Genomic DNA, 11,756 nt, shown 5'->3' on the forward strand with positions numbered 1-11,756 from the left:
TCTCAGCCCAATCCTCCACAGACAACATTCCCTTCTGGTCCTCCTGGCTCGACTAAAGCCAGGCCACCGGACCAGGGGGTCAATTTTCAGTTGCCGCGCCGGGGTCAGATTTCACGTGCCGTCGACAGCGGAATCCGTTCCCCACGTACGCCCGCATGCGGGAACTGGGGCCGGTCGTCCGTCTGACCGTGAATGGCGTGCTCGCGGTGGCGCGGTATGCCGAAGTGCGTGCAGTTTTGATACCACACGCGATTCATATCCGTCAGAGGTGTCGGCTTCAACAGTCAGTTCAACGAGGTCCGTAAACACAGCGTCATTGCGTCTGACTCGCCACGCCACGACATACTGCGCGGTGTTCTGCAGGATCGGCTCGGGCCCGGTTCGATTCGCAATGTGGAGAGGGTTCATTCGGGTAAGTCCCCTGGTGTGGTGGGGTTTGGGGGCCGGGGACGACGGTGCCGGTGTGTCGTTGACGCTGTTGGGGTGGGCCATCTCGTAGTGGTCAGTGAGTTACCGACCAAAGTGACTCACGCAAAGGACACACGACGCGATGACCCAGGATCATTCTGCCCTGCTTGCCCAGCTCGGTGCGCTCAAGTCCGCCGATGTCGGCGCGGTGTTCGCCGAGCTGATCCGAGCCGGGCTGCAGCAGCTCATCGAGGCCGAAGCCACCGAAGCGATCGGCGCCGGCCGGTATGAGCGCACCGATGGACGCACGGTGCACCGCAACGGGCACCGACCCAAGACCATCTCGACGTCTGCTGGTGATGTCGAGGTGCAGATCCCCGAGCTGCGGGCCGGCTCGTTCTTTCCGTCGCTGCTGGAACGGCGCCGTCGTATCGACCGGGCGTTGCATGCGGTGATCATGGAGGCCTACGTTCACGGGGTGTCGACCCGCAGCGTCGATGACCTGGTGGCCGCTATGGGCGTGCAGACCGGGGTCTCCAAGTCGGAGGTCTCGCGGATTTGCGCCGGCCTCGATAAAGAGATCGAGGCATTCCGCACCCGCAGCCTGGCTCACACCGAGTTCCCGTACATCTTCTGCGACGCGACGTTCTGCAAGGTCCGTATCGGGGCGCACGTGGTGTCTCAGGCCCTCGTGGTGGCCACCGGGGTGTCCATCGACGGCACCCGCGAGGTGCTCGGCACCGCGGTCGGCGACAGCGAGTCCTACGAGTTCTGGCGGGAGTTCCTGATGTCGTTGAGCTCGCGGTCTCTCGGGGGTGCATCTGGTAATCTCCGATGCTCACTCCGGGTTGAAAGCCGCTGTGGCGCAACAGTTCACGAACTCATCGTGGCAGCGGTGCCGGGTGCATTTCATGCGCAACCTGCACACCGCGGTGTCCGCCGAACACGCCCCCGCGGTCACCGCGGCGGTCAAGACCATCTTCGCCCACACCGATCCCACCGAGGTATCCGCCCAGTGGGACCGGGTCGCCGATACCTTGGCGGCCAGCTTCCCGAAGGTGGCCGCGATGATGGCCGAGGCCAAGACCGACGTGCTGGCCTTCACCGCGTTCCCGAAGGCGCACTGGCAGAAGATCTGGTCGAACAACCCGATCGAACGGTTGAACAAGGAGATAAAGCGTCGCGCTGATGTCGTGGAGATCTTTCCGAATCCGGCGGCGGTCCTGCGGTTGGCGACTGCGGTGGTCATCGAATCCCACGACGAGTGGCAGGTCACCCGCCGCTACCTCTCCGATGTCTCCATGGACGAACTGCGTGCTGTCATCGCCGCCAAACACGCCGCAGCAGCACTTGCCAAACAACACCAAAGCACCTGTCGTTCAACACGACTCGTTGATCGCGACGCGTGAACCACGCCAGATCCGAAGTCCACCATCTCACGGGACGCTGTCCTAATCTGGCTTAAGTCGGTGCCATCATCACTGCCCGCATTGCCCTCGCGTTGGCGATCGCATAGCCGCTTTAGGGTCCGGACTAGCGCTGGTTTCGAAGTGGATGTCCACCGCCACGCACCCGAAGCCATCCGGACATGGGCCGACGACCACCGAAGCCTTCTGGACATCACGGAAAAACCTTTGGGCATCACGGAAAAATTAATCGGCGAGTGACCCCGAAGTGCCGGTTTCATTTTCTTCCACTAACCAGTGATCCACGTCAACGAGCTCGATGTGGGTTTCTCACACAGGGCACATCGAACTTCACTATGGAGAAGCGTGTGGCGATCGTGCGCCTCGGCGTCCGTGGTCGTATACCGCGTTCACCGGGCAGCATCCTCTACTCGTCGAACCCTTCATCTGGGATGGCAAACACCGTCCGTGCGTTTTCGTTGAGATTGGCAAATCCATCGATGATCACCCGCTTCACGCGCATCTCGTCGTCAGCGATGCGAATCAGCCACGTGCGAAAGGCCGACCCGGTGAATTCTTCGCTGACCAACGCGGGCGCTTTCCAGCGACGAAAATAGAACTCAAGACGGGTCGTCAGCTCCACTACACCCTCATTCACCGGGACGTAGGAAAGTACGTGGCGCAGCTCGAGGCGTTCGTCGAAGATCCCGTCGCGTTGGTTGAGGTACAGCTGTAGACCATCGCGGCCTTTCCACTGGTGACCACCACGAAAGCCGATCTGAAAGTCGTCGGTGAGGACCGCGGCGAACATCGGTTCGGATTTCCTTCGCTTCTCCAATCGAAGGAATAAGTCGATGGTCGCAATGAAGCCAGGCAGGTCCGGGGCGCCGCCGGGCACCTTCCTGTCGGCCTCCGTTTCTCCGGATGTCATCAGCCGAGATTGTGGGCTAGCTCGGCGGCGGCGTCTTTTAGGGCACTGCAAGCTTTGCGAACATCAGAGGGCCGGAATCGATAACTCGGCGCTGACGCGTTTAGTGCCAGCCTTATCCCGGAACCACCTTGGGGTACCGCCACGGCAACAGACGCGACGCCTTCCTCACTTTCCTGCCTGCTGATCGCGAACCCGCTTTTCCTGACCTCTGCCAATTGAGCGCGCAGTTCGGTGAGAGTGCGCACGGAATGCTCAGTGAGTGGCTCCAAATGTGGGTCGGGGTACAACTGGTCCAGCTCGTCGTCGGATAGGCCGGCGAGTAGGACTTTGCCGGTCGACGTGCAGTGTGCAGGACGCGTGCTACCCAAACGCGAGATCACCCGGACGGCAGAAGGGCTTTCGAGTGCCGCGATGAAGCGAACCAGTCTGCCGTCCAACGTTCCTACGTGCACGGTTTCCTGCAGCGTGTCGACAAGCTGGCGCAGAATCGGGGCGGCCGTGCGCGGTATGTCCATCCTGGAGTGGACAGCGAACGCCACGTTTGTCAGGGACGGTCCGGGCTGGTACGCCTTGCTGGCCGGATCTTGGCGGACGAACCCGCGGTACTGAAGCATCGATAACAGGCGATGCGCGGTCGACGAAGCGACGCGCAGGTACTCACTGGCGTCAGTGAGCCGGATCTCAGAGCGCTCTCCTAGGAGGAGGAGTAGGCGAAGAGCGTTGTCGACAGACTCGATCGGATATTGCGGGGGCTTCCCTGTGCTGTCACGCTCCACGCCCGCGAGTGAGGGTTTCTGCATGACAGAGAGCGTACCCGCGGTCAGGTTCGAATGCAGGTCGAAGAATCGCGACGAGGCCGGTGCAGGGGGGCGAAAAGTCGCCTTCCAGCGCACAAGCCTGGCTGCGTTTGTCTCCCATGGCTGCGGCGGGTAGTTGGAGGCCGCCGACTTGCCTCTTGGCGCACGCGGCGGTGCCTCGTCGACGAGCAGTTCGCCTGTGGCAGTACAGGATCGCCGCGTTAGTGCGTCTCGGGTCATCCCTGTGGTAGCCGCTCGGATCGGACGCTTGTTTCCGGCCCCCCTGTGGTAACGGGTTGCGGTCCTCTTTTGCGCGGTCTAGCGCTCACTCGCTGCAGTCTCGACTAGTCAACGCCCTCGTTTGACTCCACCGGTAAGGAGACGGCATAATCTCTGCTAGACAGAGTCGCGTTCTACATAACAGTGAAGGCGCCTTGGTCGCGGATCGAGTCCAGTCGTTGAGTCATGGAGTTGAAGATGCAGGATCACGGTGAGGTGTTAGCGGCTGTACGCACTGGCATGATCCCGGCGCACGTGTATAACGACAAGCAAATTTTCTCGCTCGAGAAGGAGCGCCTGTTCAGTCGGGCGTGGTTGTTCGTGGCGCACGAGTCGGAGATTCCGCAGCCGGGGGACTACGTGGTCAGACAAGTGTTGCAGGATTCGTTCATCGTCGCTCGTGATTCTGCCGGCGAGATCCGGGTGATGTTCAATATGTGCCTCCATCGCGGTATGCAGGTTTGCCGGGCGGAAATGGGGAACGCGTCGAACTTCAGATGCCCGTACCACGGGTGGTCTTACCGCAATGACGGTCGCATTATTGGCCTGCCGTTTCACCAAGAGGCTTACGGAGGAGACGCCGGGTTTAACAAGACGGGGCAGACCTTGTTGCCCGCGCCGAGTGTGGCCAGCTACAACGGGTTGATCTTTCTGTCGATGGATCCTGACGCAGAATCGCTTGAAGACTATCTGGGTGATTTCAGGTTCTATCTCGATTTCTACACCAAGCAAGGCCCCAACGGTCTTGAGGTGCGAGGTCCGCAGCGTTGGCGGGTAAAAGCGAACTGGAAGATCGCAGCTGAAAATTTCGCCGGGGACATGTACCACACACCTCAGACGCACACGTCGGTGGTCGAGATCGGCCTGTTCCGAGAGCCGAAGGCTAACAAGCGCAAAGACGGCGCCACGTATTGGGCGGGTAGAGGTGGGGGCACCACATACAAGCTGCCCGAGGGGAGTTTCGAGGACCGGATGAGCTACGTGGGCTACCCGGCGGACATGATTAGTCGAGCCAAGGCCACCTGGACCGAGCAGCAGCAACAAGTCGTCGGCACCGACGGGTTCATGATCTCGGCCGCGACGTGTTTTCCCAACATCAGTTTCGTGCACAACTGGCCGAAAGTGGAGGACGGGGAGCACGTCTTGCCGTTCATTTCAATCCGGGTGTGGCAGCCAATCAGCGAGAACGAAACCGAGGTGCTGTCGTGGTTTGCGGTGGATTCTGATGCCCCGGCAGACTTTAAGGCGGACTCGTATAAGGCTTATTTGATGTGCTTCGGCTCGACGGGAATGTTCGAGCAAGACGATGTCGAGAACTGGGTGTCGCTGACCAACACGGCGGGGGGTTCCATGGCCCGCCGACTGCGGCTGAACAGCCGGATGGGGCTGCTCGCAGACGATGTACGGGTGGTCGACACCCTTAGCAGCGCTCAATTCCACGGGCCGGGATACGCTCAACTCGGTTACAACGAGAACAATCAACGGCAATTGTTGAGGCTCTGGGCCGACTACCTGGACATGCCGCCGCTTCGCGTCAACCCGGCTACGGTGCTCAGCGACAATCCGCATGGAATTGAACCAATGGTCCAGACCAACGGCGCGGCCGCCGCCGATACTGACTCGGGGTCCGCTGAGTCGGTGATGCTATGAGCGTTCACGATCACCAGCGCATTGGTCAATCCGCGGCTCCATCGGTGCTCGGGGCGCACGCGGCGCGCGCCCAACGCGTCGGCGACCCGTTACCGTTCGACGACCCTCGTCACCTCCAGGCGCATAGTTTCCTCGTCAACGAGGCGTACCTCCTCGATGCTCAGGACTACGACCGGTGGCTGGGTCTGCTCACAGAGGACATCCACTATTACATGCCGGTGCGGATCACCACCGCCGCGGGAGCCGGATTTGATAGCTCACCGGGAATGGCGCATTTCGACGAGAACAAATACTCACTTGAGCGCCGGGTTGCCCGTTTCGCCACCGAGCATGCCTGGACTGAGGATCCGCCGTCGCGTCTGCGTCACTTCATCACCAATGTGCGCACATTCCTCAGCGACGATGCCGACCACCTCGTGGTCGACAGCGCTGAGTTGCTTTTCCGCAGCCGTGGCGACGTCAACGAGTCCACGCTCATCTCATGTGGTCGTGAAGATCTTCTACGTCGCGATGGCAACGCGCTCAAACTCGCACGCCGAACAATCTGCGTCGATGAATCAGTGCTTCGAATGCAGAATCTGGCGGTCTTCCTATGAGCTCGAACGGATCCGGCGAGGGCGCGCAGTCGCCCCCACAACCGGCGTGCGAGGAACTGTCGACGCTGCTGGCCGGGTCGACCGGTGATGCACTGAACATTGCCAACGAGTTCGCAGAGGTCGTCGTGCGCCGAGTGACCACTCGCAATGGAGCTCGGCTGTTGATTCAGGCGCCGAAATCGGCGCAGTGGGTCTCGCTGGATGCCTTGGAACTCGAGGCGCTGACCTGGCAGAATCCGGCCACCTTGGCGGCCATGGTGGGGAACGCAGGTGCTCCGTTGATTCTGGGCGAGGAGGTATGACTGGCTGGCTGGCGGGCAAACGCGCGTTAATCGTGGGAGCAGGTTCGGGTATCGGTCGGGCCACGGTCGACGCGTTCCTGAACGAGGATGCCCGGGTGGCCGTGCTCGAGTACGACAGCGATAAGTGCGCCACGCTGCGCCAGCAGCTGCCCGACGTTCCGGTGATCGAGGGCGATGGGACCACTCGCACCGCCAACGACGAAGCAGTGCAGGTCGCTGTCGACGCCTTCGGCGGACTCGACACATTGGTGAACTGCGTGGGGATTTTCGATTTCTACCGCCGTATTCAGGACATCCCCGCCGAGCTGATCGACCAGGCGTTCGACGAAATGTTTCGCATCAACGTCCTGAGTCATATCCACTCAGTCAAGGCAGCAGTGCCGGCGCTGATGGGCCAGGACGGCGCCTCGATCGTGCTCACCGAGTCCGCGTCATCGTTCTATCCAGGACGCGGCGGCCTGCTGTATGTGGCGTCGAAGTTCGCGGTGCGCGGCGTAGTCACTGCACTGGCTCACGAACTCGCGCCGAGGATCCGTGTGAACGGTGTCGCCCCCGGGGGGACGTTGAACACCGACCTGCGCGGACTCGACAGCCTCGACCTTGGCGCCCGCCGTCTGGATGCTGCACCAGATCGGGCCCGCGAATTGGCTGCCCGCACACCGCTGGGCGTGGCCCTATCGGGTGAAGACCACGCCTGGAGTTACGTCTTCCTCGCTTCTCACCGCTCCCGCGGGCTCACCGGCGAAACGATCCATCCCGACGGCGGTTTCAGCCTCGGACCCCCACCCCAGCGGAATTGAACCCGACGAACACAGGGAAGGAAAGCAGATGGGCGGAGTTATAAAGGCTAAGCGCGAGGTATGTCAGGGCTACGCGAACTGTGTCGTTGCGGCCGAGGATTACTTCGACATCGACGATCGGGGACTCGTGGAGGTCCGCAAGACGGAGGTTCCTTCCGCGGACAGGACCCGGGTCGAGGAGGCTGCGCGCAGCTGTCCGGTGGCCGCGCTGGAAGTCCTAGACGAATGACGTCGCGGGTCGTCATCGTCGGCAGTTCTGTCGGCGGGGTCCGCACGGCCCAGGCGCTGCGCTCGCAAGGCTACGATGGCGACGTCGTCCTGGTGGGCGAGGAAACTGCGCTGCCCTACGACAAGCCGCCATTATCCAAGGCATTGCTTGCGGGTACGAGTGACATCGCCGCTGTGACGTTACTCAGTAGAGACGCTGCCGCCGCCGACCGCATCGAGCTTCTCCTCGGCCGCCGCGCGATCGGAGTGGATGTCGCAGCGTGTCAGGTCGAGTTCGCCGATGATGAGCCCCTGCGTTATGACCACCTGGTGGTGGCCACCGGAGCCAGCGCGCGACCATCCCCGTGGGGCCACGGATCGGGCATTCATGTGCTCCGCACTCTGGAGGACTGTCTGCGGCTACGGGACGACCTTGTCGCCGGTGTCCGCCTCGTGGTGATCGGGGGAGGATTCATCGGGGCCGAAGTTGCGTCAACCGCCCGGTCAATGGGGGGGCAGGTGACCGTTGTCGACCCGGTGCCCGTTCCGATGAGCAGGGTTCTGACCGAAGAGATCGGCGAGTGGTTCATCGATTTGCACCGAAACCACGGAGTGCACACGCGCTTCGGTATCGGTGTCGAGAATATTGAGGGGGAGCGCGGCAACCTCAAGATCGGCCTCACGGACGGGACGGTCCTAGAAGCCGACACGGTGGTGGTGGGCATCGGCGCCGTTCCGAATGACGGCTGGCTGATGCCGTCGGGACTGCTAGTCGATGACGGCCTGGTCTGCGACGAGTTCTGTCGTGCAGTTACGTCACAAAACATCTACGCAGTCGGCGACGTGTCGCGTTGGTTCCATCGCGCCCGCGGCGTGACGATGCGCATCGAACACTGGACAAACGCGGTCGACCAGGCCTCTTGCGTCGCGCATAATATTTTGTTTCCCGATGAATTGCGCTGCTACGAGCCCGTCGAGTACGTCTGGAGCGACCAGTACGACTGGAAGATTCAGGTCTGTGGCCAGACAACTCACCTAGGAGAGCCACTCGTCGTCGGAGATCGACTGTCCGACAATCGATTCACAGTCCTCTACCCGGATGGCGAGCAACGTCTTGGTGGCGCGGCGGTGGTGAACTGGCCTCGAGCACTGATCGAGTGCAGGCGTGCGCTGCAGGCCGGTAGCGATCTCGAAAGTGTGCGGGGAAGGCTCGAAGTGTTGACGAACCCACCCGATACCGCCGCAACGCGATCGCCATAGTCGGGCCACAAGTGGTTGCGCGCCGCATTGCAAGTGGGACTGGTTTCCCACCGGACATGCTCGCTGCGGCTTCGCCGCGTTCTTAGCTCGGAATGTCGCGGCTTTCTACCGCGCGCGGTCCTCGGTGGCCGCGGCGCGGTATTCAGGTTTCGGCCACCGCCCCGGCTCGGTGGACAGCCCGATACCGCGCCTTGGGCGCCGGCATCACGGATGAGTTGCCGCGACCGCATCGCTCCCCTAGACGGAACTCGGCTCGAAACGGAGTGGCCGATCATCGAGGTTCGGGGCTGCGCCGCTGGCGACCGACCCACATCGGTGACCTCTGGGACCCTATCGACAACACAACCTGTCGCAGCCGACACGGCGCCACGAGTCATGAAGAAGACCTCGGAGGTTGTTGAGCGTTCCTAGCTCACTTGGAGGTCTTCTTGTTCTCACCTCGCCACGCCGTCACCAACGGCGATGGTCAGTACGGTGAGGTTAGTACGCGGCACTTCCTGGTGTTGACGCAATCGGCCGGTCCCGATAATCTCTAAGTGACAGAGTAGTGTTCTGCAAAACAGAGAAGGTAGTCTCATGTCGACCGCTGAGATTTCAGGGCTTCACGAATTCGACGCCGAGCTCGAGGCTGCCAACTTACGTGGACAATGGATCTACGACGACATGCTGGAGAGCGTCGTCGGCGGGCCCAAGCCTGCGGGTGTTCCCTTTCTGTGGCGATGGCAGGACGTTCACGCGAAGCTTCTGAAGTCGTGCGACGTGATGCCTGAAAGTTTGACGGCGCGACGCAATCTCTCGTTCATCAACCCGGATGCCCGAGGAACCACGCACACCATCAACATGGGTATGCAGATGCTCAAGCCCGGCGAGATTGCCTATGCGCACCGCCACACCATGGCGGCGCTCCGGTTCGCTATTCAAGGCGGCCCCGGCCTGGTGACTGTGGTGGATGGCGAGCCTTGTCAAATGGACACCTACGACCTGGTTCTGACCCCTCGCTGGACGTGGCATGACCATGAGAACGCCACCTCGGAGAACGTCGTTTGGCTCGACGTGCTGGATATCGGCCTAGTGCTCGGGCTGAATGTGCCCTTCTATGAGCCCTATGGCGAGATGCGCCAACCTCAACGCGAGGACCCGGGAGAGCATCTCGCTGACCGCGGTGGGATGCTGCGCCCGGCGTGGGAGCAGGTCAAGGCGGCGAACTTCCCGTACCGCTATCCTTGGCGTGACGTCGAGCGGCAGCTCCAGCGGATGGCGGGCCTTGCGGGCAGTCCCTACGACGGCGTAGTCCTGCGTTATGCGAACCCCGTTACCGGCGGATCGACTATGCCAACGCTGGATTGCTGGGTGCAGTTGCTGCGGCCGGGCCAGCAGACCGAGGCCCATCGCCACACGTCGAGTGCCGTGTATTTCGTCGTGCGCGGTGAGGGAACTACGGTTGTCGACGGGGTCGAACTCGACTGGGGGCCCCACGACAGCTTCGTGGTGCCCAACTGGAGCACCCATCACTTCGTCAACCGGTCGGCAGAAAATGCGTTGCTGTTCTCGGTCAACGACATCCCTACATTGAAGGCTCTCGATCTCTACTACGAAGAGCCCGAGCTGTCTTTGGGGACGCAGCCATTTCCGCCGGTCCCCGCTAACCTCCGAGCCCGCTGACGATTCACGAGAGAGGCAGTGCACGTGCGTGACACGAAGTTGACCGTCGATGACATCACCGGTGTCGTCGGCATTATCCCTACGCCCTCCATCCCGACGGCCGACCAACCGGGCACCGCGTTCTCCGTAGACCTCGATGAGGCGGCGAAGCTCGCCGACGCGATGGTCCGTGGCGGAGTGGATGTGCTCATGACCACAGGCACCTTCGGCGAGTGCGCCTCGCTGACGTGGGACGAGTTGCAGAGCTTTGTCGCCACCGTGGTCGACGCCGTCGCGGGACGTATCCCGGTTTTCGCCGGAGCGACGACGCTCAATACCCGCGATACGATCACGAGGGGTCGCCGGCTCGGCGAGCTCGGCGCCGATGGCCTGTTCGTGGGTCGTCCGATGTGGCTGCCCCTGGATGACGCCGGCATCGTGCGCTTCTACCGGGATGTGGCCGAGGCAGTGCCGAACATGGCATTGGTGGTCTACGACAACCCCGGCGCCTTCAAGGGAAAGATCGGGACGCCCGCCTACGAGGCACTCAGCCAGATACCCCAGGTCGTCGCTGCCAAGCATCTCGGGCTGCTCAGTGGCTCCGCCTTCCTTTCCGACCTCCGCGCGGTAAGCGGTCGCGTGCGGCTACTGCCGCTTGAGACTGACTGGTACTACTTTGCGCGGCTCTTCCCAGAAGAGGTCACCGCCTGCTGGTCGGGCAATGTGGCCTGCGGCCCTGCGCCAGTAACGCACTTGCGCGACCTAATCAGAGCCCGCCGCTGGGACGACTGCCAAGCGCTCACCGACGAACTCGAGGGGGCTCTTGAGAAGCTGTACCCGGGCGGCAACTTCGCCGAATTCCTCAAGTACAGCATCCAGATCGACAACGCCCAATTCCAGGCGGCCGGTTTTATGCGCACGGGGCCCACCCGACCGCCGTACACCGAAGTGCCGGAGTCCTATTTGGCTGGCGGGCGCGAGGCCGGCAAGAACTGGGCCGCACTCCAGCAGCGCTATGCGTCACTTGCCGTCTCGAACCACTGAATCGCCTGAGGACAGCACATGTTGGTGAAGACGTTGGGTTATGTGGGTGTGGAGTCTCCGGATGCGAAGGAGTGGTTGGCGTTCGGTCCGGAGGTTTTGGGGATGGAGGCGGTTGAGGCGTCCAGTGGGTCGGTCCTGTTGCGGATCGACGACGCCGATCATCGTTTGGCTGTGCATCACGGAGAGCGCAACCGGATGCTGTATGCGGGCTGGGATGTGGGCAGCGAGGAGGCGCTTGAGGCTGCCGGGGAGTTGTTGCATCAGCAGGGTATTGGGTTTGAGGTGGGAACCGAGGAGGACTGCGCAGCCCGCGGGGTGTTGGGCTTTTTGACGCTGTCGGATCCTTCGGGGTTGCGTCATGAGTTGTTTTACGGTCAGAAGGTGGTGCCGGGTTCCTTCCGGCCCGGTCGTGCGATATCGGGGTTCGTCACCGGT

General features: G+C 62.1%; 11 protein-coding genes and 1 pseudogene. 10 read left to right on the top strand and 2 right to left on the bottom strand.

Annotation, left to right across the window (positions count from 1 at the left end):
* Nucleotides 1–550 precede the first annotated feature (550 nt).
* A pseudogene (locus BHQ18_RS28390) lies at nucleotides 551–1,817 on the top strand (IS256 family transposase).
* Between the two features lie 424 nt (nucleotides 1,818–2,241).
* Here the strand turns inward: BHQ18_RS28390 and BHQ18_RS28395 are convergent.
* Both BHQ18_RS28395 and BHQ18_RS28400 read right to left on the bottom strand, forming a co-directional pair.
* Nucleotides 2,242–2,745 (bottom strand): hypothetical protein, encoded by a 504-nt coding sequence (locus BHQ18_RS28395; RefSeq protein WP_069416977.1) that lies wholly within the window; start codon nucleotides 2,743–2,745, stop codon nucleotides 2,242–2,244.
* The gene (locus BHQ18_RS28400) at nucleotides 2,745–3,545 is read right to left on the bottom strand and encodes an IclR family transcriptional regulator (protein ID WP_069416978.1); all 801 of its coding nucleotides are present in this window, start codon (nucleotides 3,543–3,545) and stop codon (nucleotides 2,745–2,747) included. The genes BHQ18_RS28395 and BHQ18_RS28400 overlap by 1 nt, the downstream gene beginning before the upstream one ends.
* A gap of 474 nt (nucleotides 3,546–4,019) precedes the next feature.
* On the opposite strand from BHQ18_RS28400, the gene BHQ18_RS28405 reads away from it, so the two are divergent.
* From BHQ18_RS28405 to BHQ18_RS28445, 9 genes are all read left to right on the top strand, one after another.
* Nucleotides 4,020–5,471 carry an aromatic ring-hydroxylating dioxygenase subunit alpha gene (locus BHQ18_RS28405; protein ID WP_069416982.1) on the top strand — a complete coding sequence of 484 codons (1,452 nt, stop codon included), beginning with the start codon at nucleotides 4,020–4,022 and terminating at the stop codon, nucleotides 5,469–5,471.
* Entirely contained in the window at nucleotides 5,468–6,067 is a 600-nt protein-coding gene (locus BHQ18_RS28410; RefSeq protein ID WP_011855192.1) for a 3-phenylpropionate/cinnamic acid dioxygenase subunit beta, read from the top strand. The genes BHQ18_RS28405 and BHQ18_RS28410 overlap by 4 nt, the downstream gene beginning before the upstream one ends.
* Nucleotides 6,064–6,369: a hypothetical protein gene (locus BHQ18_RS28415; protein ID WP_013470350.1), complete on the top strand. Its 306-nt coding sequence runs from the start codon at nucleotides 6,064–6,066 to the stop codon at nucleotides 6,367–6,369. The genes BHQ18_RS28410 and BHQ18_RS28415 overlap by 4 nt, the downstream gene beginning before the upstream one ends.
* The gene (gene hcaB / locus BHQ18_RS28420) at nucleotides 6,366–7,169 is read left to right on the top strand and encodes a 3-(cis-5,6-dihydroxycyclohexa-1,3-dien-1-yl)propanoate dehydrogenase (RefSeq protein WP_011855194.1); all 804 of its coding nucleotides are present in this window, start codon (nucleotides 6,366–6,368) and stop codon (nucleotides 7,167–7,169) included. Before BHQ18_RS28415 ends, hcaB begins: the two co-directional genes overlap by 4 nt.
* Nucleotides 7,170–7,197: 28 nt before the next feature.
* Complete coding sequence (locus tag BHQ18_RS28425; protein ID WP_069416979.1) at nucleotides 7,198–7,398, top strand: ferredoxin; 201 nt, start codon at nucleotides 7,198–7,200, stop codon at nucleotides 7,396–7,398.
* Nucleotides 7,395–8,636, top strand: a complete 1,242-nt coding sequence (locus BHQ18_RS28430; RefSeq protein WP_069416980.1) for an NAD(P)/FAD-dependent oxidoreductase — start codon at nucleotides 7,395–7,397, stop codon at nucleotides 8,634–8,636. Before BHQ18_RS28425 ends, BHQ18_RS28430 begins: the two co-directional genes overlap by 4 nt.
* A 576-nt stretch (nucleotides 8,637–9,212) precedes the next feature.
* Nucleotides 9,213–10,298, top strand: a complete 1,086-nt coding sequence (locus tag BHQ18_RS28435; RefSeq protein ID WP_069416981.1) for a cupin domain-containing protein — start codon at nucleotides 9,213–9,215, stop codon at nucleotides 10,296–10,298.
* 24 nt (nucleotides 10,299–10,322) lie between these two features.
* Entirely contained in the window at nucleotides 10,323–11,321 is a 999-nt protein-coding gene (locus BHQ18_RS28440; RefSeq protein ID WP_069416983.1) for a dihydrodipicolinate synthase family protein, read from the top strand.
* Between the two features lie 18 nt (nucleotides 11,322–11,339).
* Nucleotides 11,340–11,756: VOC family protein (locus BHQ18_RS28445; RefSeq protein ID WP_459167240.1), on the top strand; the 417-nt coding region annotated here is incomplete at its 3' end.

The sequence above is a fragment of the Mycolicibacterium flavescens genome (assembly GCF_001722335.1).
GTDB lineage: Bacteria > Actinomycetota > Actinomycetes > Mycobacteriales > Mycobacteriaceae > Mycobacterium > Mycobacterium flavescens.

Bases quoted from the DNA above. Each gene is read 5' to 3' on its own strand.
- BHQ18_RS28395 (WP_069416977.1), bottom strand. From the start codon at position 2,745: ATGACATCCGGAGAAACGGAGGCCGACAGGAAGGTGCCCGGCGGCGCC.
- BHQ18_RS28400 (WP_069416978.1), bottom strand. From the start codon at position 3,545: ATGCAGAAACCCTCACTCGCGGGCGTGGAGCGTGACAGCACAGGGAAG.
- BHQ18_RS28405 (WP_069416982.1), top strand. From the start codon at position 4,020: ATGCAGGATCACGGTGAGGTGTTAGCGGCTGTACGCACTGGCATGATC.
- BHQ18_RS28410 (WP_011855192.1), top strand. From the start codon at position 5,468: ATGAGCGTTCACGATCACCAGCGCATTGGTCAATCCGCGGCTCCATCG.
- BHQ18_RS28415 (WP_013470350.1), top strand. From the start codon at position 6,064: ATGAGCTCGAACGGATCCGGCGAGGGCGCGCAGTCGCCCCCACAACCG.
- hcaB (WP_011855194.1), top strand. From the start codon at position 6,366: ATGACTGGCTGGCTGGCGGGCAAACGCGCGTTAATCGTGGGAGCAGGT.
- BHQ18_RS28425 (WP_069416979.1), top strand. From the start codon at position 7,198: ATGGGCGGAGTTATAAAGGCTAAGCGCGAGGTATGTCAGGGCTACGCG.
- BHQ18_RS28430 (WP_069416980.1), top strand. From the start codon at position 7,395: ATGACGTCGCGGGTCGTCATCGTCGGCAGTTCTGTCGGCGGGGTCCGC.
- BHQ18_RS28435 (WP_069416981.1), top strand. From the start codon at position 9,213: ATGTCGACCGCTGAGATTTCAGGGCTTCACGAATTCGACGCCGAGCTC.